The sequence below is a fragment of the Microbacterium sp. CFBP9023 genome, assembly GCF_034045055.1.
Classification (GTDB): Bacteria; Actinomycetota; Actinomycetes; order Actinomycetales; family Microbacteriaceae; genus Microbacterium.
In genome coordinates this window covers 1,421,123-1,446,112 of sequence record NZ_JAXCWI010000001.1, presented here as the reverse complement: position 1 = coordinate 1,446,112, position 24,990 = coordinate 1,421,123, and the positions used below count along the sequence as shown (strand labels likewise).

24 protein-coding genes are annotated in these 24,990 nt (G+C 68.1%); 20 read left to right on the top strand and 4 right to left on the bottom strand.

What is annotated here, in order from left to right:
* The first annotated feature begins 46 nt into the window (after positions 1–46).
* The 5 genes from SOM10_RS07030 (at position 47) to SOM10_RS07010 (ending at position 4,155) form a co-directional block, all read left to right on the top strand.
* On the top strand, positions 47–2,167 hold the full coding sequence (locus SOM10_RS07030; protein ID WP_320489171.1) for an alpha-galactosidase: 2,121 nt from the start codon (positions 47–49) through the stop codon (positions 2,165–2,167).
* A gap of 160 nt (positions 2,168–2,327) precedes the next feature.
* Positions 2,328–2,564 (top strand): 50S ribosomal protein L28, encoded by a 237-nt coding sequence (rpmB, locus tag SOM10_RS07025; protein WP_042540533.1) that lies wholly within the window; start codon positions 2,328–2,330, stop codon positions 2,562–2,564.
* The gene (gene rpmG, locus SOM10_RS07020) at positions 2,564–2,734 is read left to right on the top strand and encodes a 50S ribosomal protein L33 (RefSeq protein ID WP_017203558.1); all 171 of its coding nucleotides are present in this window, start codon (positions 2,564–2,566) and stop codon (positions 2,732–2,734) included. Before rpmB ends, rpmG begins: the two co-directional genes overlap by 1 nt.
* A 3-nt stretch (positions 2,735–2,737) precedes the next feature.
* On the top strand, positions 2,738–3,043 hold the full coding sequence (gene rpsN, locus SOM10_RS07015) for a 30S ribosomal protein S14 (RefSeq protein WP_042540535.1): 306 nt from the start codon (positions 2,738–2,740) through the stop codon (positions 3,041–3,043).
* A 287-nt stretch (positions 3,044–3,330) separates the two neighbouring features.
* The gene (locus tag SOM10_RS07010; RefSeq protein ID WP_320489149.1) at positions 3,331–4,155 is read left to right on the top strand and encodes an endonuclease domain-containing protein; all 825 of its coding nucleotides are present in this window, start codon (positions 3,331–3,333) and stop codon (positions 4,153–4,155) included.
* 141 nt (positions 4,156–4,296) lie between these two features.
* On the opposite strand, the gene SOM10_RS07005 is transcribed toward SOM10_RS07010, so the two are convergent.
* On the bottom strand, positions 4,297–5,124 hold the full coding sequence (locus tag SOM10_RS07005; RefSeq protein ID WP_320489148.1) for an alpha/beta hydrolase: 828 nt from the start codon (positions 5,122–5,124) through the stop codon (positions 4,297–4,299).
* Positions 5,125–5,249: 125 nt separating this feature from the next.
* On the opposite strand from SOM10_RS07005, the gene SOM10_RS07000 reads away from it, so the two are divergent.
* The 4 genes from SOM10_RS07000 (at position 5,250) to SOM10_RS06985 (ending at position 9,217) form a co-directional block, all read left to right on the top strand.
* Positions 5,250–5,858, top strand: a complete 609-nt coding sequence (locus SOM10_RS07000; protein ID WP_072592399.1) for a TetR/AcrR family transcriptional regulator — start codon at positions 5,250–5,252, stop codon at positions 5,856–5,858.
* A gap of 109 nt (positions 5,859–5,967) precedes the next feature.
* Positions 5,968–6,513 carry a helix-turn-helix transcriptional regulator gene (locus SOM10_RS06995; protein ID WP_320489146.1) on the top strand — a complete coding sequence of 182 codons (546 nt, stop codon included), beginning with the start codon at positions 5,968–5,970 and terminating at the stop codon, positions 6,511–6,513.
* Positions 6,514–6,834: 321 nt separating this feature from the next.
* Entirely contained in the window at positions 6,835–7,122 is a 288-nt protein-coding gene (locus tag SOM10_RS06990) for an HU family DNA-binding protein (protein ID WP_042541574.1), read from the top strand.
* An 85-nt stretch (positions 7,123–7,207) separates the two neighbouring features.
* The gene (locus SOM10_RS06985; protein WP_320489140.1) at positions 7,208–9,217 is read left to right on the top strand and encodes a cytochrome c oxidase assembly protein; all 2,010 of its coding nucleotides are present in this window, start codon (positions 7,208–7,210) and stop codon (positions 9,215–9,217) included.
* 18 nt (positions 9,218–9,235) lie between these two features.
* On the opposite strand, the gene SOM10_RS06980 is transcribed toward SOM10_RS06985, so the two are convergent.
* Positions 9,236–10,309 (bottom strand): hypothetical protein, encoded by a 1,074-nt coding sequence (locus SOM10_RS06980; RefSeq protein ID WP_056275381.1) that lies wholly within the window; start codon positions 10,307–10,309, stop codon positions 9,236–9,238.
* Between the two features lie 159 nt (positions 10,310–10,468).
* Here SOM10_RS06980 and SOM10_RS06975 point away from each other — a divergent pair, with 159 nt between their 5' ends.
* A complete protein-coding gene (locus tag SOM10_RS06975) occupies positions 10,469–11,863 on the top strand; it encodes an ATP-dependent DNA helicase (protein WP_053098120.1) in 1,395 nt (464 codons plus the stop codon).
* A 12-nt stretch (positions 11,864–11,875) separates the two neighbouring features.
* Here SOM10_RS06975 and SOM10_RS06970 read toward each other — a convergent pair whose 3' ends face one another.
* Positions 11,876–12,523 carry a heme oxygenase (biliverdin-producing) gene (locus SOM10_RS06970; protein WP_053098119.1) on the bottom strand — a complete coding sequence of 216 codons (648 nt, stop codon included), beginning with the start codon at positions 12,521–12,523 and terminating at the stop codon, positions 11,876–11,878.
* A 55-nt stretch (positions 12,524–12,578) separates the two neighbouring features.
* Positions 12,579–12,902: a DUF2470 domain-containing protein gene (locus SOM10_RS06965; RefSeq protein WP_320489137.1), complete on the bottom strand. Its 324-nt coding sequence runs from the start codon at positions 12,900–12,902 to the stop codon at positions 12,579–12,581.
* A gap of 90 nt (positions 12,903–12,992) precedes the next feature.
* Here SOM10_RS06965 and SOM10_RS06960 point away from each other — a divergent pair, with 90 nt between their 5' ends.
* The 10 genes from SOM10_RS06960 (at position 12,993) to SOM10_RS06915 (ending at position 24,953) form a co-directional block, all read left to right on the top strand.
* Entirely contained in the window at positions 12,993–14,276 is a 1,284-nt protein-coding gene (locus SOM10_RS06960; RefSeq protein ID WP_072592090.1) for a serine hydrolase domain-containing protein, read from the top strand.
* Between the two features lie 45 nt (positions 14,277–14,321).
* Positions 14,322–15,338 carry a magnesium/cobalt transporter CorA gene (gene corA, locus SOM10_RS06955; protein WP_187249227.1) on the top strand — a complete coding sequence of 339 codons (1,017 nt, stop codon included), beginning with the start codon at positions 14,322–14,324 and terminating at the stop codon, positions 15,336–15,338.
* A gap of 157 nt (positions 15,339–15,495) precedes the next feature.
* On the top strand, positions 15,496–16,842 hold the full coding sequence (locus SOM10_RS06950; RefSeq protein WP_053098116.1) for an ABC transporter substrate-binding protein: 1,347 nt from the start codon (positions 15,496–15,498) through the stop codon (positions 16,840–16,842).
* 71 nt (positions 16,843–16,913) lie between these two features.
* Positions 16,914–17,825 (top strand): carbohydrate ABC transporter permease, encoded by a 912-nt coding sequence (locus SOM10_RS06945; RefSeq protein WP_053098115.1) that lies wholly within the window; start codon positions 16,914–16,916, stop codon positions 17,823–17,825.
* Complete coding sequence (locus SOM10_RS06940) at positions 17,822–18,748, top strand: carbohydrate ABC transporter permease (protein ID WP_320489133.1); 927 nt, start codon at positions 17,822–17,824, stop codon at positions 18,746–18,748. Before SOM10_RS06945 ends, SOM10_RS06940 begins: the two co-directional genes overlap by 4 nt.
* A complete protein-coding gene (locus tag SOM10_RS06935; RefSeq protein WP_320489131.1) occupies positions 18,745–19,440 on the top strand; it encodes a hypothetical protein in 696 nt (231 codons plus the stop codon). Before SOM10_RS06940 ends, SOM10_RS06935 begins: the two co-directional genes overlap by 4 nt.
* A complete protein-coding gene (locus tag SOM10_RS06930) occupies positions 19,437–21,467 on the top strand; it encodes a glycoside hydrolase family 36 protein (protein ID WP_320489130.1) in 2,031 nt (676 codons plus the stop codon). Before SOM10_RS06935 ends, SOM10_RS06930 begins: the two co-directional genes overlap by 4 nt.
* On the top strand, positions 21,464–22,357 hold the full coding sequence (locus tag SOM10_RS06925) for a family 43 glycosylhydrolase (RefSeq protein ID WP_320489128.1): 894 nt from the start codon (positions 21,464–21,466) through the stop codon (positions 22,355–22,357). The genes SOM10_RS06930 and SOM10_RS06925 overlap by 4 nt, the downstream gene beginning before the upstream one ends.
* The gene (locus SOM10_RS06920) at positions 22,354–23,355 is read left to right on the top strand and encodes a hydroxyacid dehydrogenase (protein WP_320489126.1); all 1,002 of its coding nucleotides are present in this window, start codon (positions 22,354–22,356) and stop codon (positions 23,353–23,355) included. The genes SOM10_RS06925 and SOM10_RS06920 overlap by 4 nt, the downstream gene beginning before the upstream one ends.
* Entirely contained in the window at positions 23,355–24,953 is a 1,599-nt protein-coding gene (locus tag SOM10_RS06915) for a glycoside hydrolase family 43 protein (protein ID WP_320489124.1), read from the top strand. Before SOM10_RS06920 ends, SOM10_RS06915 begins: the two co-directional genes overlap by 1 nt.
* Positions 24,954–24,990 lie beyond the last annotated feature (37 nt).

Sequence of the window (24,990 nt, the reverse complement as noted above, 5' to 3'; positions counted from 1 at the left end):
CCCGTATGCTCACGGGCGGGCCTCCCCCTTTTCGTCTGGAGCGGCAATGAGCGAACTCGTCCACCTGACCTCGGCCGGCGTCAGCGTCGTCATCGACACGACGAGTGCGCGACTGCTGCACTGGGGCGCGGCGCTCGACACCGCCGACCTCGACGCACTCGCGGTGTCGTCGACCGGGGCTGTGACGTTCAGCTCGTTCGACGCCTCGCGTACCTTCCCGCTGCTGGCCGTCGAAGCCGACGGATGGTCCGGCGCCCCGGCGCTCGCCTGGCACCGCGGCGGGCTGCACAGCGCTCCGCTGCTGCGCTCGACCGGGTGGAAGGCGACGGAGTCATCGCTGCGCGGGGAGTTCGCGGATCCCGCGGCCGGCGCATCCGTCGTCCTCGATCTCGAGCTGGATGCCGTCGGCGTGCTCACCGCCCAGGTGTCGGTGACGAGCACGGCGGATGCTGCCGAGCCGCTCGACCTGCTCGCCGCGCGCATCCTGCTGCCGATCCCCGCGCATGCGACAGAGGTGCTCGATCACACCGGACGCTGGACGGGCGAGCGGCGACCACAGCGAGGCGCCCTGCGCCACGGAGCGCACCTGCGTCAGGTGCGCCGCGGTCGCGGTGGCCACGACGCCCCGTACCTGACCGCGATCGGCACCGACGGGTTCGGCTTCCGCCGAGGGGAACTGTGGACCGCGCACGTCGCGTGGAGCGGGGACCTCGAAGTCGGCGTCGAGAGGCTCCCCGAGGGCGCCGGCGTTCACGGGGCGGTGCTCGGCGGGGGAGAACTGCTGCTGCCCGGCGAGATCCGGCTCGGCGCGGGGGAGACGTACGTCTCGCCTCGGGTGTTCCTCGCCTACGGCGAGAGCGGGCTCGACTCCGTGTCGGCCCGCCTGCATCAGACCGTCCGCGCGTTCTCCGCACACCCCACGACGCCGCGCCCTCTCGTGCTCAACACCTGGGAGGCCGTGTACTTCGACCATGACCCCGCGAAGATCATCGAGCTGGCCGAGGCTGCGGCATCCGTCGGCGTCGAGCGGTTCGTGCTCGACGACGGATGGTTCCGCGGACGCCCCGACGACCGATCAGGACTCGGCGACTGGTTCATCGACGACGCCAAGTGGCCGAAGGGGCTGCGGCCGCTCGCCGATCAGGTGCACGGTCTCGGGATGCAGTTCGGTCTCTGGTTCGAGCCCGAGATGGTGAACCCGGTCTCCGACCTCGCCGCGCAGCATCCGGACTGGGTGCTGCAGGCCGCGCCCGACGCGCCCACCTGGCGGCATCAGAAGGTGCTCGACCTGGCGAACCCGGATGCTGCGGCCCACCTGCTGGAGCGCATCTACGCCCTGGTCTCCGAGATCGGCATCGACTTCATCAAGTGGGACCACAACCGCGACCTGCACGCCGCGGTGTCGCCGCACACCGGCCGCGCGTCCGTGCATGCTCAGACGGCCGCCTTCTACGCCCTGCTCGACGCGCTGCGCGAGCGGCATCCCTCTCTCGAGATCGAGTCGTGCGCGAGCGGCGGAGCCCGCGTCGACCTCGGGGTGCTCCAGCGCACCCAGCGCGTCTGGGGCTCGGACTCGAACGATCCGATCGAACGGCAGCAGATCCAGCGCTGGACAGGCACTCTCGTGCCCCCGGAGGTTGTGGGGTCTCACGTCGGTCCGCCGGTCGCCGAGACGACGCATCGCGCGGCATCCTTGCCGTTCCGCATGGCCACCGCGCTGTTCGGGCACGCCGGCATCGAGTGGGACATCACGCGGTGCACGGATGACGAGCGGGAGGCGCTGACCCGCTGGACGGCGCTCTATCGCGAGCTGCGGCCGCTGCTGCACTCCGGGGTCACCGTGCGCAGCGACGAGGTCGACGACGAGACGCTGCTGCACGGCGTCGTCGCAGTCGACGGCTCGCGCGGTGTGTTCGCGTGGGTGCGGCAGGGTGCGTCGGTCGACGCGTTCACGCCGCGCACCCGCATCCCCGGACTGCAGCCCGGCGGGCGCTACCGGCTGCGGGTGCGGGACGAGCTGGGCACCGCGACGCGGCACCAGGTCTCGGATCCCGCCTGGCTGGATGCCGGGATCGAGGCGACCGGCGCGTTCTTCGAGACGGTCGGGGTGCCCCTGCCCCTGCTCGCGCCGGGGGCGGCGCTGCTGCTCGAGGTCGTTCGGGTCTGACTCGGGGTCGTGCTAAACTGACTCTTTGTCTGCGCACACTCCTGTGCGTAGTTCGCGTGCTTCCCCTTCTTCGGCCGAGAGATCGGCGATGCAGGGTGGCGCGCAGACAAGGGATCTTGGGTGAGACCGTCCGGTCTCACGGTATAGAAGGAGTCACATCATGGCAGCAGTGTGCCAGGTGACAGGAGCTGTTCCCGGCTTCGGTCACAACGTCTCGCACTCGCACCGCCGGACGAAGCGTCGCTTCGACCCGAACGTGCAGAAGAAGACCTATTTCGTCGCTTCGCTCGGTCGTAAGATCACGCTCAACGTGTCCGCCAAGGGCATCAAGGTGATCGACGTCCGCGGCATCGAGAACGTGGTCAAGGACCTCCAGGCGAAGGGTGTGAAGCTCTAATGGCCAAGAAGGCTCAGGACGTACGTCCGATCATCAAGCTGCGCTCCACGGCAGGTACGGGCTACACGTACGTGACCAAGAAGAACCGCCGCAACACCCCCGACCGCCTCGTGCTCAAGAAGTACGACCCGGTCATCCGTCAGCACGTAGAATTCCGAGAGGAGCGTTGATCAATGGCTAAGAAGAGCAAGATCGCTCGCAACGAGCAGCGCAAGGTCATCGTCGAGCGTTACGCAGAGCGTCGCGCCGAGCTGAAGAAGACCCTGGTCGACCCGAACGCCACCGACGAGGCCCGCGAGGCCGCACGCGTCGGCCTGCAGAAGCTGCCGCGCAACGCGTCGCCGGCTCGCGTGCGTTCGCGCGACGTCATCGACGGCCGCCCCCGCGGTGTCCTCACGAAGTTCGGCGTCTCGCGCGTCCGCTTCCGTGACATGGCACACCGTGGCGAGCTGCCCGGTGTCACCAAGTCCAGCTGGTAAGTCTCAGCAGACAAGCCGAAAGGGGCGAGGATCTTCGGATCCTCGCCCCTTTCGCTATGCCCGGGCCTGTGTCCCGGCATCCGCATCCCGGCATTCGCGACTCGGGTTGCGGCCCTCGCTGCGAAGGGGATCTCTCGCTGAGAAGGGGATGCTGCGCCATTCGCTCCTTCACTGCATGAGATCTCCTTCGCGGCAGTCGCTCTGCACCGAGGGGCCGAGTTCACGGTTCTCTACAGGGGCCGGGTGCGCGGCCTCCTCGGAAGCCGACCACGGGGGAGTATCGCCTGATGGATGCGGTCACCGAGCTCGAACGTCAGGGTGGGGTCGCGCGCGTCGAGCGACTTCGGTCACTCGGGGTGAGCGCTCACACACTGCGCCGTGCGAAGGAGCTCGGTGCGGTGAGATCGATCCGTCGAGGATGGATTGCGCTGCCCGACGCCGACCCGATCGTCGTGGGCGCCGCGACTCGCGGGGTCGTCATCACCTGCGTCACCGCAGCCGAGCGCATGGGGTTGTGGGTGCCGAACGCATCGTCCGTCCACGTGGCTGCCCGCCCGAATGCCGCCCGCGTGCGGGTGCCGTCGCAGGTCGTCGTCCACTGGTCGCGCCCGGTGGTTCAGCGCGACCCCGACTCCACCGTCGACGGGCTCGTCAACACCCTCGCCGTGGTGGCGCGCTGCCAGCCGAGAGAGACCGCCCTGGTGATCTGGGAGTCGGCTCTGAACAAGGGGCTCGTCGACGAGCGTGTGCTGTCGCGATTCGAGCTGCCGCCCGCCGCCCGGGAGCTGCTCGAATCCGCCAGGCCGTTCTCGGACTCGGGTCTCGAGACGATCTTCGTGTCGAGGCTGCGGTGGTTGGGTCTTGCGATGGTGCAGCAGGCGTGGCTGCACGGACACCGTGTCGACCTCCTGATCGGCGAGCGCCTGGTGATTCAGATCGACGGAGCGACACACGTCGGAGCACAGCGGACGGCTGACATCGAGCATGACGCACAGCTCATGCTCCGTGGCTATCACGTGCTGCGGTTCGGCTACGAGCAGATCATGGCTCGCTGGCCAGAAGTGCAGGCGATCATCATGGATGCGGTCGCTCAGGGCAGGCATCTCGGCTGATGTCCTCGCTTGCAGAGAAGGAGATCTCACCCAGCGAAGGACCGAATGCCTCATCCAGTCCTTCGCTGCGCGAGATCTCCTTCGCACATCGAGGCGCTCTCCGTATCGCAGATGCCCTCCGAGGCACCGCAGCGCCCCGCATCAGGCGACGGATGCTGTCGCGTGCTCCACCGCCCAGGTGAGCGCGTAGTCGGCGATCTCCTCCCAGCCGTCCTGGCTGACGAGACGGTGGGTGCGGCCCGCGTACTCCTTGTACTCGACGATGGCGGTGCTGCCGGACGAGTGGTACTTCTTCACGATCGCGCGTCCGATGGCCGGGGGCACGACGTGGTCGATCTCGCCGGTGATGACGAGCAGCGGGGCGCGGTCGGCGCGTGCGTAGTCGACGTGGGTGACTCCGCCCTTCTCGTTGAGCACCGAGGTCACGCCCTCGAAGAAGACCTTGTTGTAGGAGTTCACGGCGTACTCCTCCCAGAGGGCGTCGGATGCTGCGCGGGGGAGGTCGTTGCCGAACGTGAAGTGGAAGTGGCGCTTCGACAGTGGCTTGGCTCCGTTGATGCCGAAGGGGTTGGAGAGGATCGGCGTTCCGGTCCACAGGGTCGAGAGGGGCAGTGCGGTGACGCCGGCGGTCTGTCCCGGGGCCACGCCCACGTAGGCGGCACCGAGGCCGCGGTCGGCGAGCATCTGGGTGAGCACGCCGCCGAACGAGTGGCCAATGATGATCGGCTTGGCCGGAAGCGCACGGATGATGCGCTCGTAGTTGTCGGCGATCTGCTTCAGGCCGATCCCCTTGAGGGCCGACGGGTCGCGGCGGATGTCCTCGACGGAGCGGTCATCGATCCCGGGCCATCCCGGGATGATCACCTCGTGGCCCTGCGCGCGGAACCGCTCGGCCCACGTGTCCCAGCTCTTCGGCGTCATCCAGAGTCCGTGGATCAGGACGATCGGGGTCTTGTCGGTGCTGTTCATCGTTTCTTCTCCTGTGTCTGCCCCGCCCGGGGCGAGTGCGTTACGCTGATAGTAGACCGAACGTTCTATCTAGCACAACCTATTCCCGAAAACCCGAATCGGATGACACGATGAGAGGGATCATCATGAAGACCACGACTTCCACCTCCGCTCCGACGACGGCTCCGAAGCGGCCCAGCGCAGCCCGCACCCGGCTGATCGACACCGCCACCAGGCTCTTCTACGAAGAGGGGATCCATGCGGTCGGCGTCGACCGCATCATCGATGAGGCCGCGGTCACCAGGGCGACGCTCTACAACCAGTTCGGCGGCAAGGAGAACCTCGTCCTCGCGTACCTGCGCAACGAAGACGAGATGCTCCGCGCCATGTTCGCCGACGCGGGCGAGGCGGTGACGGATCCTGCGCAGCTGGTCGACGCCGTGATCGACGGCATCGCCGCCGACATCCGCCTCCGGCACACGCGTGGCTGCCCGTTCATCAACGCGGCAGCGGAGTATCCGGATGCCGACGGTGCCGTCCGTCTGCTGATCGACGAGCACCGGGAGTGGTTCCGCTCGACGCTCCAGGCCGTCGCCGAGCAGGCCGGCCTCGAGAGCCCCGTCGATGTCGCGGCGTCCCTCGTGCTGCTGCGCGACGCCGCGCTCGTCGGCGGGTACCTCGACGGAGACGAGCGGGTCACGCCGGCGTTCGAGCGCACCGCGCGCTCGGTGGTCGCCGCCCACCGCCCGCTCTGACGCGGCGACGGGGCGGCGGATGGCGGCGGGTCGATGGCGGCCAGCTGGCGGCTGACTGGCGGCTCGGTGGCGTGGCGGCGGATCGGGGCCGCTGGAGAGCATGGAGGACATGAACACGACACGAATCACAGAACTGCGCCAGGCGCAGGGGTGGACTCAGGAACGACTGGCGACCGAGAGCGGCGTGGGACTCAGAACCGTGCAGCGCCTGGAAGCCGGACAGGATGCGAGCCTGGAGACGCTGTCTCTGGTCGCGGATGCGCTGCAGGTGCCGGTGCGGGACCTCTTCGCCACGATCGACGATGAGGCACTCAGCAGCCGGGTCGATTCGCTGCAGCAGCGCACGGATGACCAGCAGGCCGCGCGTGATCGCATCGCCCACGCCTGGACCTGGCTCTATGCCGGCATCGGCATCGTGTGCACGCTGCTGAGCTTCACGTTCTCGTATGGACTCGTGCTGTTCCTGTCCTACTGGGTGGGCGGGTATGTGATCCTCACTGCGCTGCGTCGGATCGTCTTCGAGCCACGGCTGGACGCCCGGTTTCCGTTGTCGAAGGAGACCCGCACCCGTCGTGCGAAGCGCCGCGCCGCGATGGCCTCCGCCGCGGCCGACGACGCATCCCCGACCGCCACGACGACGGCCGAACCGACCTGAGACGCGTCGTCGCCCGGGCTGATCTGCGCGCGCCGAGCGAAGGAGATCTCTCTCACGCAAGGATCGAACGGTGATTCCGCCCCTTCGCGGCAAGAGATCTCCTTCCCACGATGAGGCCGACGGGCGCGCTGAAAACGATGCCCCACGAGTCACATTCGTCACTTCTGCCCCACGACACGCCGCCGAAAAGCCCAAAACCCGCGAAATGACGCGGAAATGTGGGTGGTGGTTGGTACATTCAAGGCGGTCACTCGACCAACGGAGGGCAGCAGCCCTCTGAACCACAACGATGCGACGGGAACCTCGTCGCTGGAGGATGACATGGCTGACAAGTCCATCACCAAGACCGAGCTCGTCGCGAGCATCGCTTCTGCCACCGGCCAGAGCCAGGCCACCGTCTCGGGTGTCCTCGACGCGCTGTTCTCCTCGGTCTCCGACGCTGTTGCCAAGGGCAGCAAGGTCTCGATCCCGGGCTGGATCTCGTTCGAGCAGGTCGCGACCGCAGCTCGCACGGGCCGCAACCCGCAGACCGGCGCCGAGATCAAGATCCCGGCCGGCCACCGCGTCAAGGTGACCGCTGGTTCCAAGCTCAAGGCTGCCGTCAAGTAAGACCGCACCTCTTCGAAGGCCGCTCCCGATCCGTCGGGGGCGGCCTTCGTGCGTCCTCCCCGGATCCGCGGCTTAGGCTGGAGGGGTGAGTGCCCGCGCCGTGCAGACCCCGACCCGCTCCGCGTATCGCGCGGCCGGAATCGGCATCCTGCTCGCGACCGGACTGATCGGCGTGATCTTCGCCCTCGTGATCGGCGGAGGCGCGGCTCCGCTGCTGCTGCAGGATCCGGGTCCCTTCGTGCGCTGGGCCACCCCCATCGTCAAGCTCGTGATGAACATCGCGGCCGCGGCGATGCTGGGTTCGCTCGTGCTGGCGCTGTTCGCCCTGCGCAGCGAGGAGAAGTCGTTCGACACGGCGCTCAACACGGCCTCGGCCGGCGCTGCCGTCTTCACGGTCACCGCCGGCATCAGCGGATTCTTCACCTTCATGGCGGCCTTCAACCCGCAGCTGAGCGCCGAGCGCGAGTTCGGTGAGCAGCTCGGACGATTCCTGCTGCAGCTGCCGCTCGGTCAGTCCTGGCTGATCACCACGATCATGGGCTCGGTGATCACCGTGCTCGCGTTCGCGTGGCGCACGTGGACGCCGACGCTCATCACGGCGATCCTCGCCGCCGCATCCTTCCTTCCGCTGGCGACGCAGGGTCACTCCGGGGAGCTCGCCGGTCACAACATCGCGGTGAACTCGATCCTGCTGCACACGATCGGCGCGGCGGTGTGGCTCGGCGGCCTGCTGCTCGTCGTGATCCTGCACGACCGCTCGGGCGTGGGCACGGCGCAGCTGGTGAGCCGCTATTCGAGTCTCGCGATCGCCGCGTTCGCCGTCGTCGCGATCTCGGGTCTCGCCCGCTCCGTCGTCTCGTTCGGCGACATCTCGCAGCTCTGGACGCCGTACGGCACCATCCTGCTCGCGAAGGTCGTGCTCCTCGTCGGTATGGGAATGCTGGGCGCCTGGTATCGCACCCGCCTGATCCCTCGGCTCGAGGACGACGGAGCCGCGCGCTGGTTCTGGATGCTGGTGCTGTGCGAGGTCGCTCTGATGGGTCTGGCCTCGGGAGCTGCCGCCGCGCTCGCGCGCACGCCCCCGCCCACCGGCGAGGAGGCGGCGTTCGTGCAGACCCCCGCCGAGAACCTCACCCGCTCCCCGCTGCCGCCGGAGTTCACGATCGACCGCTGGTTCACGGCGTGGGACATCGACGTGCTCTGGCTGGTGGCCGCCGGGTTCGGCCTCTTCCTCTACCTCGCCGGCGTGCGCCGACTGCGGCTCCGTGGTGACCGCTGGCCGATCCACCGCACCGTGTTCTGGGTGCTGGGAATGCTGATGCTGCTCTGGGTCACGGGCGGCCCGATCAACGCGTATCAGGAGTATCTCTTCAGCGTGCACATGCTGGGGCACATGATGCTGTCGATGGCGATCCCGCTGCTGCTCGTCTCGGGGGCGCCGGTCACGCTGGCCCTTCGAGCGATCCACAAGCGCGACGACGGCACCCGCGGTGGTCGCGAATGGATCATGTGGGCCGTGCACTCGCCGTTCTCGAAGGTCGTCACCCACCCGTTCGTGGCGGCGGGCATCTTCATCCTGTCGCTGTGGGCGTTCTACTTCACCGATCTGGTGCGCTGGTCGATGTTCGAGCACCTCGGCCACGAGTGGATGGTCGCGCATTTCCTCATCTCCGGCTACCTGTTCGTGCTGAGCCTGGTCGGCGCCGACCCGGTGCCGTACCGTCTGCCCTACCCGGGGCGCCTCATCACCCTGATCGCCATCATGGCCATGCACGCCTTCTTCGGCGTCGCGATCATGATGCAGGAGGGGTTGATGGTCGCCGACTGGTTCGGGTCGATGGGGCGCACCTGGGGCCCGACGCCCATCGAGGATCAGTACATCGGCGGCGGCATAGCGTGGTCGATCGGAGAGATCCCGACCCTGATCCTCGCGATCACCGTGGCGATCCAGTGGAGCCGCAGCGACACCAAGCTGCAGAAGCGCCGCGACCGTCATGCAGACCGCACGGGCGAGGCGGAGCTCGAGGAGTACAACCAGAAGCTCGCGGCTCTCGCCGAGCGCGACCTGCGTCAGGCGGAGCGCGACGCGCGGTGACCGTGCTCCCGGCGGGCGTCAGCCCGTGGACTCCTCGTCGGGGGATCCGACCCGGATCGACACCTTGCCGTCGGGGAGGATCGTGATCGATCCGTTCACCTGGAACGGGACGTCTTCCGACCGCTCCTGAACCGAGCCGTCGAAGAGCGAGCGGATCTCGACGTCGACGTGCGCGACGGCATCCGTCGGGGGGATCTTCCAGTGTCCGCCGTCGGGCACGACGCTCACCTGCGGTTGTGCGGCGATCGACCACTTCGGCAGCGAGGCGAGGCGGTTGGAGACCTCGAGGCCGAATGGGCAGGCGGTCGGCTGCAGCACCTCCTGCGTCGTGCAGGCGGTGAGGAACTCCTCGACCCGCTGCTGCACCACGGCGACGAAGTCCGAGGTGGGCTCGGTCTGCACGTCGACGGGCGTGGTGGCGAGAGGGGTGTCGGCGAGGACGCCGATGCCCTCGGACTCCGCGATCGCAGTGTCGACGGTGACCGAGTACAGCCCCGGCGTGAAGACCAGCAGGGGAAGGGGATCGAGGGGTGCGGCCTCCGCCCCGGCGGGTGAGACCTGGCGGCGATCCATCTCGAAGCCGTTGACGGCGAACTGATCGGCACCGCGCACCGTGAGCTCGACCACGGCCAGCGGGCTCGTCGTGAAGCGCCAGTTGGGGGTGACCCCCGCCCAGCCGTCCTGCTCGACGGTGAAGGTGGTGGTGCCGGCGTGCCCGCTCGCCTCGTACGACACGGTCACCTCGGTCTTGCCGGACTCGTCGGCCTGTTCCGACTGCACCTCGACGTCGGTGAGCGGCGCGAGTGCCGAGTGACGCAGCAGCGCCTCCGACGCCGTGGCTCCGATGCCGGCGATCTCGAGGGTCTCCCGATCGATCGCGACGCCGGGCACGCGCAGAGCGTCAGCCGCTCGTCCTTCCGAGAGCAGGTCGAGGTAGCGCACGACGAACGCCGACGGCCCGTAGAACTGCTGGTACAGGGTGGCTCCACCTGCACCGAGAGCGGCGACGAGCACGAGGCCGATGACCGCGAGGAGCGCGAGATCGGCAGCGAGGCGCGAGCGCCGGGGCGCCTTCGTCTCGACCTGCTGCATGGCGTCAGTCTAGAAGCGTGGCCTGGGACGACGCCGTGCGTGAGTCGGTGTGCGTCGGCCGCGATCGCTGTGTTCCTCGGATGCCGGGCGGCGCCGCCACGTAGCATGGGGAGGCACGGTCTCGCCGTGCATTCCCGCCTCCGTCCGTGTGAGAGAACCGTGTCGCTTCCCGCCCTGTCCGAAGAGCAGCAAGAGCTGTTCCGGTTGATCGAGGACACCAGCGAGCACGTCTTCATCACCGGTCGAGCGGGCACCGGCAAGTCGACGCTGCTGCAGTACTTCTCGTGGAACACGAAGAAGCAGATCGCCATCTGCGCGCCGACCGGCGTCGCCGCGCTCAACGTCGAGGGTCAGACGATCCACTCCCTGTTCCGGCTGCCGATCGGACTGATCGGCGACTCGGACATCGATCAGAACGACAACACGCGACGGATCCTCAATGCGATCGAGACGCTCGTGATCGACGAGATCTCGATGGTCAACGCCGACCTGATGGATGCGATCGACCGTTCGCTCCGTCAGGCGCGGGGCAAGCGGGGCATCCCGTTCGGCGGAGTGCAGATCGTGATGTTCGGCGATCCGTATCAGCTGGCTCCCGTGCCGCCGCGCGGCGACGAGCTGCGCTACGTCAAGGACCACTACCGCTCGTTCTGGTTCTTCGACGCCAAGGTCTGGGCGGGTCCGGCCGGCGGTGAGGGTGACGATGACGACGGGGGACTGTTCGCCGTCGACACCCGGGCCGAGCTGCACGTGCGCGAGCTCGTGCAGATCCACCGGCAGTCGGATGACGGTTTCAAGGCGATGCTGAACGCGGTGCGGTACGGGCGGGTCACCGCGGAGATCGCGGGAGTGCTGAACACGCAGGGCGCGCGCACACCACCGGACCCGGAGCCGGGAGAGGTGCCGATGATCACCCTCGCCACCCGCAACGACATCGTGAACACCATCAACAGCCGCCACCTCGCAGCGCTGCCCGGCAAGGAGCAGACGGCGCGTGCCGAGGTCAGCGGCGAGTTCGGGAAGGGCGAGGCGTCGCTGCCGGCCGAGTCGGAGCTCAAGCTCAAGATCGGCGCGCAGGTGATGTTCCTCCGCAACGACACCTCGATGTCGGGCGAGCCGCCGCGGTGGGTGAACGGCACGATCGGCACGGTCGTGCGGATCCTCGGAGAGACCGTGCGCGTCGAGATCGACGGCGAAGAGGTCGACGTCGAGCCCGCGGTCTGGGAGCGGTTCCGATACTCCTACGAGCCGAGCACCAAGAAGCTGAGCCGTGACGTCGTGGCCGAGTTCACCCAGTTCCCGCTGCGCCTCGCGTGGGCGGTCACGATCCACAAGTCGCAGGGCAAGACCTACGACCGCGCGATCATCGACCTCGGCTCAGGCGCCTTCGCTCCAGGGCAGACCTATGTGGCGCTGTCTCGGCTCACGTCCCTCGACGGGCTCTACCTGTCGAGGGCGCTGCGCCCGAGCGACATCCGCGTCGACGAGGATGTGCGCCGCTTCATGCGCGACGCGTGGCTCGCGGCATCCACTCCCGAGGTCGGGAAGGGCTGAGCCCGTTCGTCGTCAGGCGGCGACGCGTGCGCGGTCGAGGTCTTCGAAGAGCTCGGTGTTGAACCGGTAGGCGAGCAGGACCTCGTCGATCACGCGCTCGCGCTCGGCGTCGTCCCAGGGGGCGGAGTCGAGCTGCTCGCGGTAGACGTCCTTGAACGCCGACGGGTCGGCGATGTCGTCGAACAGATAGAAGCCGATGCCGTTGGTCTCGAAGCCGAAGCGGCGTGCCATGACGCGTCCGATGAAGATGCCGCCCGACAGATCGCCGAGGTAGCGCGTGTAGTGATGCGCGACGAAGCCACCGGCCCAGGTCGCCCCGACCTGGCGGATGCGCTCGACGTAGCGCTGCGTGGTCGGCAGCGCGACGATCACATCGCGCCAGTGCGCCCCGAGGAGGAACTCGAGGTCGGCCTCGAGCGCGGGCAGGCGGGTCAGCTTGTCGCTGAGGAAGACGGATGCCACGGGGTCCTGGCGCATGCGCTCGCCCGCGCCCTCGAGGGCTTCGTAGATGAAGTAGTGCTGCGCGACGAGCGCGATGTAGTCCTCGCGCGATCCTTCGCCCTTGAGCAGGTCGGACATGAAGCCGGCACCCTCGCTGCGCGAGTGCGAACCGGAGGAGCGCTCACGGAGGGCTGCGGAGAAGGAGAGGATCTCGGACATGTGCCCAGTGTAAGGGTCGCCTAACCTGAAAGGAAACCCCTCGGTGAGTCGAGCGTCATGCGTGCGGACGCGGCTCGACCCCGAGCTTCTCGCAGGCGAGATCGTAGAGCGCGACGACCTCGCGGCGCACGGCGGGGCGCTCCGTGATCGGACCGGAGGGCCAGGGGATGCGCAGCTCTGAGGCCTCGCCGGAGCGGGTGACCTTCCAGACTCCGCCGTCGCCGTCGAGGTCCGTCATCACGGCGTCGGTGATCTCGTCCGACTGAGACCCTTCGGCCGGCGCGAAGGCGCGCGTGATGAGCAGATTGTCATCGGTGTGGTCGCCGTTCATGTGGCGGAGGATCGTGGAGACGACGTCGGCATCGAACGTGTGGGGCATGGTGATCACCCTAAACGGCGTTCGGTGATGCCTTTCTTTCAGGATGGGCGTTCTAGACTCGGGAGACACGTCTTCCGGGGGTCCCCTTTCATGCAGCTTCTCTCGTCGCGCACGTTCCGCGCAGCAGTGGCCGGCGCAGCCGCGCTCGGGCTCTTCCTCACCGGCTGCACGGCCGAACCGGAGTTCAGCTACCAGCCTCCGTCCCAGGTCGACGGCCCTCTGCCCGACGACACGGTCGCCGCCATGGAGGCGGCCATCACCAACGCGCTCGCCGCATCGGGTGCTTCGGGCGCCGTCGTGGGCGTGTGGGCTCCGTGGAGCGGCAGCTGGGTCGCCGGCCTCGGCACCCAGACCCCCGGCGGCGACGAAGAGATCAGCACCGACATGTCCTTCCGGATCGCGGATATGACGCGTCTCATGACGTGCGACGTGCTCTACGGTCTGGCCGATGACGGCGTGGTCGATCTCGACGACCCCGTGCCCGACCACGTCTCGGGCGTCGCTGACATGAAGGACATCACGCTGCTCGACCTGTGCAACAGCACGAGCGGCGTCGGCTCGTCCGAGGCGACCGCGCAGGCCGCATGGCTCACCACCCCCGAGCGCGTGTGGGCACCCCTCGAGCTCGCGGCGTACGGCCTCGGCGCCCCGCGCACCACTCCGAAGACGACCTACACGAACTCGGATGCCGGCTACCTGCTGCTCGGACTCGCACTCGAGCGGGCGTCCGGCCGCACGGCGTCCGAGCTGATCGCCGAGTACGTGACCCAGCCGCTCGGTCTCTCGGCGACGTCGCTGCCTTCGCCGGCCCCGGCCCCGCCCTCTGACGGACCGGTCATGAACGGGCACTACCTGACGCCCGTCGAAGGCGGGTACGACTGTGCGGCCCCGGTCGACATCACCACGCTCTCGTCGAGCACCGGCTACACCGACTCCGGCGTCGTGTCGACGATCGAGGATCTCGGTCGGTACGCCCAGGCCGAAGCCGCGCAGAAGCTGCGCACGAAGGACGAGCCGAACCGCTTCGGAGCTCCCCTGCCGCAGGGCCCCCAGGCTCCCTCCTGGCTCCAGGCCACGGGCGGGGCTCTGCTCGTCGGCTCGATGGTCGGACAGGCGGGCTGGACTCCCGGGTATCAGACGTCGGCGTTCTCCGACCCCGAGACGGGCTTCACGGTCGCAGTGTCGCTGAACAACTCGACGACCGGCGCGACGACCGCGATGTACCTGGCGTGGGAGCTCGCGGCGATCGCCTCAAAGGTGCCGGCAGCCGCGGGTGAGACCGCTCCCGAGTTCGGGCTTCCGTTCACGGCCGAGCAGTATCACCAGGCCATCACGGACTCGGCGGTCGCCTGCGTCGCACCGCCGGCCGCCTAGGGCCGGGCGCACGACCGCCGCGGCATACCGACGAAGGGAACGCCGATGGCGATCATCGACAACGCGATCTACGTCGACGGGGTCCGCACCGAGAATCCGCGGAGCCTCAGTGAGACGTTCGAGGTGCTGCGCGAACGCGGCGGCATGAGCTGGATAGGTCTGTATCGGCCGAGCGAAGCCGAGATCCGCGAGGTCGCCGACGAGTTCGGCATCCACGCTCTCGTCGTCGAGGATGCGCTCTCGGGTCACCAGCGGTCGAAGCTCGAGCGGTACGGAGACGTGCTGTTCATGGTGCTGCGATCCGCCCGGTACCTGGATGCCGCGGAGGAGGTCGAGTTCGGCGAGATCCATGTGCTCGTGGGGCCCGACTTCGTGGTGACGATCCGCCACGCGGAGTCTCCCGACCTGGCGAGGGTGCGACGCCGACTCGAAGACGACCCCGATCTGCTGAAGCTCGGACCGGAGGCGGTGCTCTATGCGATCCTCGACGAGGTCGTCGACGAGTACGCACCCGTGCTGTCGGGACTCGAGAACGACATCGACGAGATCGAGAGCCAGCTCTTCGAGGACGAGGTCGACGCGACGCAGCGCATCTACGAACTCGGTCGTGAGGTGATCGACTTCCAGCGCGCGGTGCAGCCTCTCGCGGGCATGCTGGACTCGCTGCTGCGAGGTTCGACGAAGTACGAGGTCGACGAGGAGCTGCAGCGGTACCTGCGCGACGTGCTCGACCACACCCTGCGCGTGTCGGAGCGCGCGAACACCTTCCGCACGGTGCTCGACAACGCGCTGACCGTCGAGTCCACGATCGTGGCGCGGCGGCAGAACGAGGAGATGCGGCGGATGACCGAGTTGAGCATCCGCCAGAACGACGAGGTCAAGAAGATCTCGGGCTGGGCGGCGATCCTGTTCGCCCCGACGCTCGTCGGCACGGTGTACGGCATGAACTTCGACCACATGCCCGAGCTGCATTGGACGCTCGGATACCCCATGGCGGTCGCTCTGATGCTGGCGATGGGCGTCGGGCTCTACTGGGCGTTCAAGCGCAAGGGCTGGCTGTAGGCCCCTGACCGCGGGCACGCCGAACGTCGACGTGGTCGATTGTTCCGCATTCGCCACCGAAGTGCAACTAGTTACAAAAAGTGCTTGGAAACCGCTATCCGGTCGGCTAGCGTCGAGATGGCCGACGAGAGTCCGGCACAGAATCAAGGGAGATCACATGCACAACGCAACGACGCGCGCCGCACGCAGCCGCCTCCTGCTGGTGACCGCCGGTGTCGCGGCCTCCGCTCTCGCGCTCACCGGGTGCGGCGGGGGCTCAGGCGACTCGACGGCATCTGCAGACAAGACCACGATCCGATTCCTCTACGCCACGGGAGACGAGACCTGGAACGCGGTCGTCGACCAGGTCGTCACGGCCTTCAACGAGCAGAGCGACACGACGGAGGTCAAGCTCGACCCGCTCCCCGCCGGCTCGGACTACGCCACGGCGCTCAAGACCGTCGATGCGACAGGCAACTGGCCGGCCGTCGTCGACATGCGCGACACGCTCACCTATGTCAATGCGGGCAAGCTCGCGGGCATCCCCGATGAGGTCACGGCCTTGCTCGAGCCCGATGCATACGCTCCCGCAGCGGACGGCGAGGTCTACACCGTGCCGTACAGCGCGCTCAACGGCGAACTCGGCATGAACATCGTCTACAACAAGGCCTACTTCGAAGAGCACGACCTCGAGGTCCCCGAGACCTATGACGACTTCATCGACCTGCTCGATGAGATCAAGTCGAACGGCGACGTCCCGCTGGCGACGGCCGCCGCTGAGGTGTGGCCGTCGGATCAGCTCTGGAAGCCCCTGGCCGCGCCGACGTTCGCAGAGTTCAGCGACGACGGCGGCTTCTGGAACGTGGCCGCCGAGGGCGGCGCCTCGGTGGCCGACCTGAAGGCTCCCCTCGAGGAGCTGAAGATGATCATGGACAACTACGTGCTCGAGGGATGGCAGTCCACCGCCGACGCCCAGACCACGACCCTCCTCGTCAACGAGCAGGCCGTCATGGCCACGTCCTCAGCCGGCCTCGGACGCCTGATGGACATCAACAAGGTCGATCCGGAGTTCGATGCGGGGCTGTTCATCATCCCCGACGAGGACGGCAAGATCAACGTGCTCAAGAACAGCGTCGTCGGCGACACCGCCGGCGGACTGGCGATCTCGTCCCAGGCGGCGGAGAACGAGGACGAGTACGCCTCGGCGGTCGAGTTCCTCACCTACTTCTACTCGGTGGATGCGGCGAACCTGATGGAGGCGAGCGGCTGGATCTCGCCGAACATCCTGAAGTCCGACGAGGTCGAGCGCAACGACACGATCCCCGGTGCGGAGGACTTCTTCGCACTCCTCGAGAACCCGGACCTCGTCTGGTACGAGAACGCACCGACGCTCAGCACCTTCAGCTCGGTCAACACGTTCTTCCGGCAGTCGCGCATCGAGATGCAGGACGGCCAGACCACGATCGACGAGACGATCGCGAAGGTCCAGGCCGAACTCGAGGCGCAGGTCGCCGCAGCCGGTTGATCCGGCCCCGAGGGCGCGGGCCCGACCGCGCCCTCGGCACCCGGCAGACGGCGATCGATCAAGGAGAGAACATGAGTGCACACACCGCGGTCCGCGTGCGGCCCCGATTCGGACGAGGGCGTCTGGCCATGCTGGGCTTCGTCGTCCCGGCCCTGGTGATCTACCTCCTGATGGTGATCGTCCCGTCACTGCAGACCCTGCAGCTGAGCCTGACCGACTGGGACGGCATCAGCGACGGCTACGACTACGTCGGCATCAAGAACTACGAGGACATCGTCGCGAGCACTCGCTTCTGGAACGCGGTGCGCAACACCCTGATCCTGGGACTCGGCTCGGCGCTGATCATCAACGTGATCTCGCTCGCCGTCGCACTGATGCTCGACAAGCTCGACCATGCACAGGGCTTCTTCCGCACGGCCGTGTACCTGCCGGCCCTGGTCAGCGCCTTCATCATGGCGACGATCTGGAAGTACCTGCTCAACTACAACTTCGGCTCCGTCAACACGGTGCTGCGTGACATGGGGCTTCCCGAGTGGGCCCGCGACTGGCTGGGTGACAGCAGCATCGTGATCTGGGTGATCCTCTTCATCACCTGCTTCACCCTGGGCGGCAACACCACCCTCATCTATCTCGCCAACCTGCAGTCCGTTCCGCAGGAGCTCATCGAGGCGGCCCGCATCGACGGGGCCAGCGGAGCGAAGGTCTTCTGGAACGTGACCTGGCCGATGATCGCGGGTGCGGTGACCGTCAACATGACGCTCGCGATGATCGCCGGCTGGGTGATCTTCGACCAGGTGCTCGTGCTCACGTCCGGTGGGCCCGGGTTCGTGAGCGAGACCATGGCGTTCTTCATCTACAAGGTCGGCTTCGGCGAATACCGTGCCGGCTTCGGGTCGGCGGCCGCCGTCGTGCTCTTCATCGTGGTGATCGTGAGCACCGTCGCCGCGAACGCCTACATGCGCAAGAGGGAGATCCAGGCATGACCGAGACGATGACCCAGGTCACCATGAAGATCGAGCCCGAGCAGCGTCCGTCGGGCCTGGCCCGCATCCCCCGTCCACCGCGTCAGCGGCGGGAGAGGAAGAAGTGGTCGCTCGGGGAGATCATCGTGATGGTCGTGCTCAGCATCCTGGTGCTGATCGTCGCCTCGCCGGTGATCTACGCCCTGCTGAACTCGTTCCGCTCATACGCCGAGATCACGAAGGATCCGATGGGGCTCCCGACCTCGTTCGCCTTCGACAACTACGTCGCCCTGTTCCAGCAGACCGACTTCCTCGAGGCGGTGCTGAACACACTCATCATCACGGTGGGCACCGTCGTGATGCTGATCATCATCGTGCCGATGGCCGCCTACGGCATCGAGCGGATCGGCGGACGCACCTCGCGCTTCCTCTACGTGCTGTTCATCGCCGGGCTCATGATCCCGTTCCAGGTGCGCATGATCCCGCTGGTGAAGGGCTTCGACGACGTCGGTCTCTACAGCACGCTGCTCTCGGTGATCCTCGTGCATCTGGGAGGAGCCGCGAGCTTCGGCATCCTGCTCTACTGCAGCTTCATCAAGGGCATCCCGATCGAGGTCGAGGAGGCGGCGCACGTCGACGGCGCGGGCCGCCTGCGCACCTTCTGGCTCATCGTCTTCCCGATGCTCCTTCCAGTGACATCCGCCTTCGTGATCATCCAGGCGCTCGGTCTCTGGAACGACTTCTTCATCCCGCTGGTCTTCCTCGATTCCTCGTCGGCGGGCACCATCAACGTGGCGATCAACCGCATGGTGGGACTCCTCACCTCGCAGTGGCAGCTGATCTACACCGGAGCGATCCTCGCGATCGTCCCGTCGGTGGCGATCTTCGCGGCCTTCCAGCGGTACTTCATCAAGGGCATGTCGGTCGGGGCGGTCAAGGGATGAGCGCCGTCGCCACCACCCGACTCGGACGCCTGCTCGGCTACGACGGCATCATCGCGACGCTGCTGCTGGGCTCCTTCCGATACTTCCTCGTGTCGCTCTCCTTCGTGTGCTGCCTCGTGCCGATGCTCGCGTTCCAGGCGCTGGTCGGCTGGCAGGCGACCCACACCGCGCTCTGGCTCGGCGCCGCGGCCGTGCTGACGGTCGCACCCGCTCTGCACGGTCTGACGCAGGCTGCTGCCGGCCTGCTCGACGGCGAGCCGCACGTCGCCCGGATCTTCTGGGCCGCCTTCGCCGGTGCCGTGCGCCACCGCTGGGGTTCCGCGCTCGTGCTGAGCGGCGCAGTGCTGGTGCTCGGATACGACGTGGCGCTTCTCGGAGCGGATGCGAACGTGCTGCTCGGTGCCGTCGCCGTCGCGGCCGTCATCGCCATGGTCGTTGTCGCGGCCGCGTTCCTCACGGACTCGCCGCTGCGCGGTGCCGGCTTCGCGATCGCCGCCGCGCGGATCGTCCTGCAGCGCCCGCACCTCGCCCTCGTGTGGCTGCTGGTGAGCGCCTTGGCTGCGCTCGCGACCACTCTGCCCGTGGTCGGCGCGGTCGGCTGGCTCTCCGCCCCGGCCCTCGCCGCCGTCGCGGCGACGATCTGCAATCGCGCACTCGGCTTCGGCCGCTCGCGTCAGCGGGTGGGAGCATGATCGCCCGGATCGCCGGCTTCACGATCGCGTGGAGTGCGGATGCGCCCGCGACCCTGGCCGTGGACGACGGGCATCCGGCGCCTCTCGTCGAGATCTTCACCGCGGCCGAACAGCGTGCGCGCACCAGTCAGGCGTACGTGCGCTCGGCGCTGGGCGCCCGCCTGAGTTCGACGCGAACGGAGACGGCGAGCGACGCCGTCACGCTCCTGCAGCGGGATCCGCGCACCGGGCTCGAGGTCACGAGCGTGCTGTCGCTGTCAGGTTCCGCTCTGCGTGTGCAGCACACTCTTCGCGCCACGGCGCCGGGCCAGGTCACGGTCACGGCCGTCAGCTCGGCGAGCGTCGGGCTCGGCGCCGGGCCGAACGCGGGCGAGGACTACGACATCCTCACCGCGCGCAGCGAGTGGCTGGCAGAGAACCGCTGGCACCGTCGTGCTCTTTCGGACGAGCTGCCCCCGCTCTCCCTCCCGATCCACGCGCAGGACGGCCGCGGTCACGCCACACTGACCAGCCATGGGGCATGGTCGACCGGTGAGCATCTTCCTGTCGGCGCGCTGCTGCGCCGCGACGGCGCCGCCGTCGTCTGGCAGATCGAGAGCGGAGCCGGATGGCATGTCGACCTCAGCCAGGGCCTCGACGGTCTGACGCTGTCTCTGCTCGGCCCCACGGATCTCGAGCATCAGTTCGCCCACACGCTCGGTGAGGGCGACGAGTTCACCAGTGTCCCGGTCGTGCTCGCGGCCTCCCCACGAGGTCTCGACGCGGCGATCGCCGGCCTCACCTCTCACCGCCGTGCGATCAGACGCGTCGACGGACCCGACCTCCCGATCGTCTACAACGACTTCATGAACACACTCATGGGCCAGCCGTCGTCCGAGGCGCTGCGCCCGCTGATCCGGGGTGCTGCAGACGCGGGCGTCGAGGTGTTCTGCATCGATGCCGGCTGGTTCGCCGACCCCGCCATCGGCGACTGGTGGGACACGGTGGGCGAATGGCAGGAGGCCGCCGACCGGTTCGACGAGTCGGGCCTGCGAGGCATCATCGGCGAGATCCACGCCGCAGGGATGCGCTCGGGGCTGTGGCTCGAACCCGAGGTCGTCGGTGTCAACAGCCCCGTCGCCGAGGCGCTGCCGGACGACGCCTTCTTCCGACGCTTCGGTGTGCGGGTCACCGAACACGATCGCCATCACCTCGACTTCCGGCACCCCGCGGCCCGCGCCCATCTCGACGAGACCGTCGACCGGATCGTGCGCGACTACGGCGTCAGCTTTCTGAAGCTCGACTACAACATCAACCCCGGTGCCGGCACCGACTGGCAGGCGGCGGCCGCCGGCGACGGTCTGCTCGGGCACATCCGCGCGTTCGGGGAATGGCTCGACGACGTGCAGCGCCGGCATCCCGCACTGCTGATCGAGAACTGCTCGTCCGGTGCGATGAGGGCGGACTATGCGCTGCTGGCGCGAACGCACATGCAGTCCACGAGCGACCAGCAGGACTTCCGGCTGTATCCGCCGATCGCCGCATCCGCCCCCGCGTCGATCCTTCCCGAGCAGGCGGGCAACTGGGCCTATCCCGCGGTCGGGATGTCGGATGCCGAGACAGCGTTCACGCTCGTCACCGGACTCAGCGGACGGCTGTACCTGTCGGGCTTCCTGGCCGAGCTGCGCGAATCGCAGCGCACGCTCGTGGCCGAGGCCGTCGCGCTGCACAAGACCCTCCGCACGCAGCTTGCGATGAGCGACCCGTTCTGGCCGCTCGGTCTGCCGGGATGGGAGGACGACCTCATCTGTCTGGGTCTTCGCGCCGAGGGGCGCACCCTGCTCTTCGTCTGGGACCGCTCCGACGAACCGCGAGCGGTGACCATCCCCGGTGTCCATACGGCCGAGACGATCTTTCCGGCGGCTCTGCCGGCGGTCGGCATGGCAGATGACTCATGGCGCCTCGAGGATGTCGACGGCGGCATCCGGATCGAGACGGGCGACGGCATCGGCGCTCGCGTTCTCCGCGTCGGCGAGGGCCACGCATGACCGGCCGGATCCGGCCCGGCGAGGTGCTCGTCGATGATCGCGGGAGCATCGCGCAGCTGCACGGCATCGGCGTTCAGCGGGTGGGCGGTCACTGGTACGCCTGGGGCGAGGACAAGACCGCGGGAGACCGCTTCACGGCCGTGGCCTGCTACCGCTCCACCGACCTCGCGAGTTGGGAGTACGTCGGCGATGCGCTCGCCGCGGGCGGGGGAGATCTCGCCCCCGATCGGATCGTCGAGAGGCCGAAGGCGCTGCAGCGCCCCGACGGACGATGGGTGCTGATCATGCACATCGACAGCGCCGACTACTCCGATGCGAAGGTCGGCTATGCCGTCGGCGACGCCCCTGAAGGTCCGTTCGACTACCGAGGGAGCGAGCGCCCTCTGGGCAACCTCAGCCGGGACATCGGGGTGTATCAGGAGGACGGCATCGGCTACCTCCTCTCGGAGGACCGCGACCACGGACTGCGCATCTATCGCCTGCGGCCGGACTACTGCGGCGTCGAGTCCGTCATCGCGACGCTGCGCCAGCAGGATCGCCCGGAGATCGGCTACGAGTCGCCGACGCTCATCCGCCATGAGGGCACCTACTACCTCTTCGGCTCCGACCTCACCGGGTGGGACCTCAACGACAACAAGTACTCGACCGCTCGGTCGCTCGAGGGTCCGTGGTCGCCGTGGCAGGATTTCGCTCCGGCGGGGACTCGCACCTTCGATTCTCAGGTGAGCGTCGTGCTGCCCGTCGAGGGAGCGCATGTGTACATCGGCGACCGCTGGAATCGAGACGACCTCGCATCCTCTGCGCCCGTCTGGCTGCCCCTGCACGTCGAGGAGGGTCGCGCCGAACTGATCTGGCGCGACGACTGGAGCATCGAGGAGCTGAAGAAGTGAACGCCCGACCCCGCGCGATCGTCGCGATGAATCCACCGGCGCTGGCCGAGAACCTGTTCGGCCCGCACCGGGCACGGCTGAACGATCTGGTCGACGTGAGCGCCGAGGTGATCACCGATTTCGACGGCGCCCTCGCGTCGCACCTTATGGCCGACGTCGAGATCCTGCTGGCCGGGTGGGGATGCCCGCACATCGACCACGATCTGCTCGATCGGATGCCGGGCCTGCGCGCCGTCGTGTTCGCAGGCGGCACCGCGAGCTCGATCCTCGACACGGTGGAGGCGACCCGCCGCGGCATCGTCTTCACGAACGCCGGTGAGGGCAACGCCCAGGCGGTCGCGGAGTACACCGCGGCCACGATCCTGCTCGCGGGTAAGCGGGCGAAGTACGCCGAGCAGATCTATCGGGAGGGGCGCGCCTTCGTCGACCGCGAGGCCGACCTGCTCGACAGCGGCAACTTCGGGCGAACCGTCGGACTCGTCGGGGCGTCGCGGATCGGGCGCCGGGTCGCACAGCTGCTGCAGCCGACCGACCTGCGGGTGCTGATCTACGACCCCTACGCGTCCGAGGAGGAGATCGTCTCGCTGGGCGGACTCAAGGTCGAGCTCGACGACCTGCTCGCGACCTCCGACATCGTGTCGCTGCACGCCCCGGCGACTCCCGAGACCGAGCACATGCTCGCGGCGCGCGAGCTGGCGATGATGCGCGACGGCGCTGTGCTGATCAACACGGCGCGTGGCTCGCTCATCGACCACGACGCTCTGCGTCGGCATCTCCGGACGGGGAGGCTGGACGCGATCCTCGATGTCACCGAACCCGAGCCGCTCGCTGCGGACGACGAGCTGTGGACGCTGCCGAACGTGACGCTCACACCGCACATCGCCGGGGCCACCGGCAATGAGCTGCACCGTCTGGGTCGTGATGTCGTCGACGAGGTCGCGCGGTACATCGCGGGTGACGCCTTCGTCGGCTTCGAGCGCGTGCCGGGGGTCGTGTGATGGGCGTGGTGCGCAATCCGATCCTGCGCGGATTCAACCCCGACCCGTCGATCCTCAGAGTCGGCGACGACTACTTCATCGCCACGAGCACGTTCGAGTTCCACCCGGCGGTGCGCATCCACCATTCCACGGATCTCGTCGACTGGACGGTCCGAGGCCATGCGCTCGACGAGGGGTTCGACCTCCGTGGCATCCCGGACTCCGGCGGGGTGTGGGCGCCGAGCCTGTCCTACGCCGATGGCCGGTTCTGGCTCGCGTACTCGGTCGTGCGATCGATGGACGGCGACGACAAGGACATCGACAACTACCTCGTCACTGCCGAGAGCATCGACGGCCCGTGGAGCGAGCCGGTGCATCTGGGCTCACGCGGCTTCGACTTCTCGTTCTTCCACGACAGCGACGGAACACATTGGATCGTGGGCGTGCAGTGGGATCAGCGGCCCGAGCATCCGTCGTTCGGGGGACTCGTTCTCGAGCAGTATCTGCCCCACGAGCAGCGCACCTCCGGTGAGGCGCGCGTGATCCATCAGGAGCCCACGCTCGTCGAGGGCCCCAACCTCTATCGGATCGGCGACTGGTACCACCTCCTGATCGCCGCCGGCGGCACGGGCTGGAACCATGCCATCACGGTCGCGCGGTCCCGCGACCGCTTCGGACCCTATGAGCGCGACCGGCAGCCGTTCGTGCTGACGAGCCGCGACGCACCCGGTATCCCCCTGCAGAAGGCGGGGCACGGTGAGCTCGTGCAGACGCCGGACGGCGAGTGGATGCTGGTGCACCTGGCCAGTCGGCCCACGCTGCATCTCGGTGAGCGGTTCAGCACTCTCGGGCGCGAGACGTGCCTGCAGCGCGTGGTCGTCGACGGCGACGGCTGGCTGCGACTCGCCCAGGGCGGCCATCACGCCGCTCTCGAGGTCGAGGTCGCCGGTGCGCAGGTCGGTCGCGCTGTCGCGAGCGGCTTCACCGACCGCTTCGATGCGGCGCACCTCGACAGCCGCCGCTGGTCGACTCTCCGTGCCGCACTCGACCGCGACACCGCCGACCTGACCGCCCGACCGGGGTGGCTGCGTCTGCGCGGTGGCCACTCGGCGGCATCCGTCTTCGATCAGGCGATGATCCTCACGCGGGTCGAAGAGCATCACGCGATCCTCGAGGCCACCGTCGATGCGGAGCCGACGAGCACGCGTGAGCTCGCGGGCCTGATCGCCTGGTACGACCGCAACGGCTGGATCGGGCTGCAGCTCACCTGGGATGCCGAGAACGGGCGGCATCTGCGCGTCGTGAGTCGCGACGGGTCGCGCACCACACGCTCTGCGCCGATCGCCGTGCCGCCCGGGCCGGTGCGGATGCGGATGGCCCTCGACGGCCCCGACCTCCGCTTCGCGGTCGCCTCGGTCGACGACGCTCGCTGGAGAGATGTGCCCGGCGTGCACCCCGCATGGACGCTGTCCGACGATCACGGTGATCGCCTGCGGTTCACCGGGATGTTCTTCGGCATCCGTGCCGACGATCTCGACGGGCGCGGCTGGTCGGCCGACGTCTCCGATGCCTCGCTGCGGTATGCGGCTCGCGGTGCCGACCTGGCGGGGGAGGGCTGACCCTCACCCGAGCCTGCAGATCACCGCGACGTTCCCC

Excerpts from the sequence above, each read along its gene's own strand:
- corA (WP_187249227.1), top strand. The coding sequence starts at position 14,322 with ATGGCGATCATCGACAACGCGATCTACGTCGACGGGGTCCGCACCGAG.
- SOM10_RS06925 (WP_320489128.1), top strand. The coding sequence starts at position 21,464 with ATGACCGGCCGGATCCGGCCCGGCGAGGTGCTCGTCGATGATCGCGGG.
- SOM10_RS06995 (WP_320489146.1), top strand. The coding sequence starts at position 5,968 with ATGAACACGACACGAATCACAGAACTGCGCCAGGCGCAGGGGTGGACT.
- SOM10_RS06915 (WP_320489124.1), top strand. The coding sequence starts at position 23,355 with ATGGGCGTGGTGCGCAATCCGATCCTGCGCGGATTCAACCCCGACCCG.
- SOM10_RS07005 (WP_320489148.1), bottom strand. The coding sequence starts at position 5,124 with ATGAACAGCACCGACAAGACCCCGATCGTCCTGATCCACGGACTCTGG.
- SOM10_RS07000 (WP_072592399.1), top strand. The coding sequence starts at position 5,250 with ATGAAGACCACGACTTCCACCTCCGCTCCGACGACGGCTCCGAAGCGG.
- SOM10_RS06990 (WP_042541574.1), top strand. The coding sequence starts at position 6,835 with ATGGCTGACAAGTCCATCACCAAGACCGAGCTCGTCGCGAGCATCGCT.
- SOM10_RS07010 (WP_320489149.1), top strand. The coding sequence starts at position 3,331 with ATGGATGCGGTCACCGAGCTCGAACGTCAGGGTGGGGTCGCGCGCGTC.
- SOM10_RS06940 (WP_320489133.1), top strand. The coding sequence starts at position 17,822 with ATGACCGAGACGATGACCCAGGTCACCATGAAGATCGAGCCCGAGCAG.
- SOM10_RS06980 (WP_056275381.1), bottom strand. The coding sequence starts at position 10,309 with ATGCAGCAGGTCGAGACGAAGGCGCCCCGGCGCTCGCGCCTCGCTGCC.
- SOM10_RS06960 (WP_072592090.1), top strand. The coding sequence starts at position 12,993 with ATGCAGCTTCTCTCGTCGCGCACGTTCCGCGCAGCAGTGGCCGGCGCA.
- SOM10_RS06930 (WP_320489130.1), top strand. The coding sequence starts at position 19,437 with ATGATCGCCCGGATCGCCGGCTTCACGATCGCGTGGAGTGCGGATGCG.
- SOM10_RS06970 (WP_053098119.1), bottom strand. The coding sequence starts at position 12,523 with ATGTCCGAGATCCTCTCCTTCTCCGCAGCCCTCCGTGAGCGCTCCTCC.
- SOM10_RS06945 (WP_053098115.1), top strand. The coding sequence starts at position 16,914 with ATGAGTGCACACACCGCGGTCCGCGTGCGGCCCCGATTCGGACGAGGG.
- SOM10_RS07030 (WP_320489171.1), top strand. The coding sequence starts at position 47 with ATGAGCGAACTCGTCCACCTGACCTCGGCCGGCGTCAGCGTCGTCATC.
- rpmG (WP_017203558.1), top strand. The coding sequence starts at position 2,564 with ATGGCCAAGAAGGCTCAGGACGTACGTCCGATCATCAAGCTGCGCTCC.
- SOM10_RS06950 (WP_053098116.1), top strand. The coding sequence starts at position 15,496 with ATGCACAACGCAACGACGCGCGCCGCACGCAGCCGCCTCCTGCTGGTG.
- SOM10_RS06965 (WP_320489137.1), bottom strand. The coding sequence starts at position 12,902 with ATGCCCCACACGTTCGATGCCGACGTCGTCTCCACGATCCTCCGCCAC.
- rpmB (WP_042540533.1), top strand. The coding sequence starts at position 2,328 with ATGGCAGCAGTGTGCCAGGTGACAGGAGCTGTTCCCGGCTTCGGTCAC.
- rpsN (WP_042540535.1), top strand. The coding sequence starts at position 2,738 with ATGGCTAAGAAGAGCAAGATCGCTCGCAACGAGCAGCGCAAGGTCATC.
- SOM10_RS06935 (WP_320489131.1), top strand. The coding sequence starts at position 18,745 with ATGAGCGCCGTCGCCACCACCCGACTCGGACGCCTGCTCGGCTACGAC.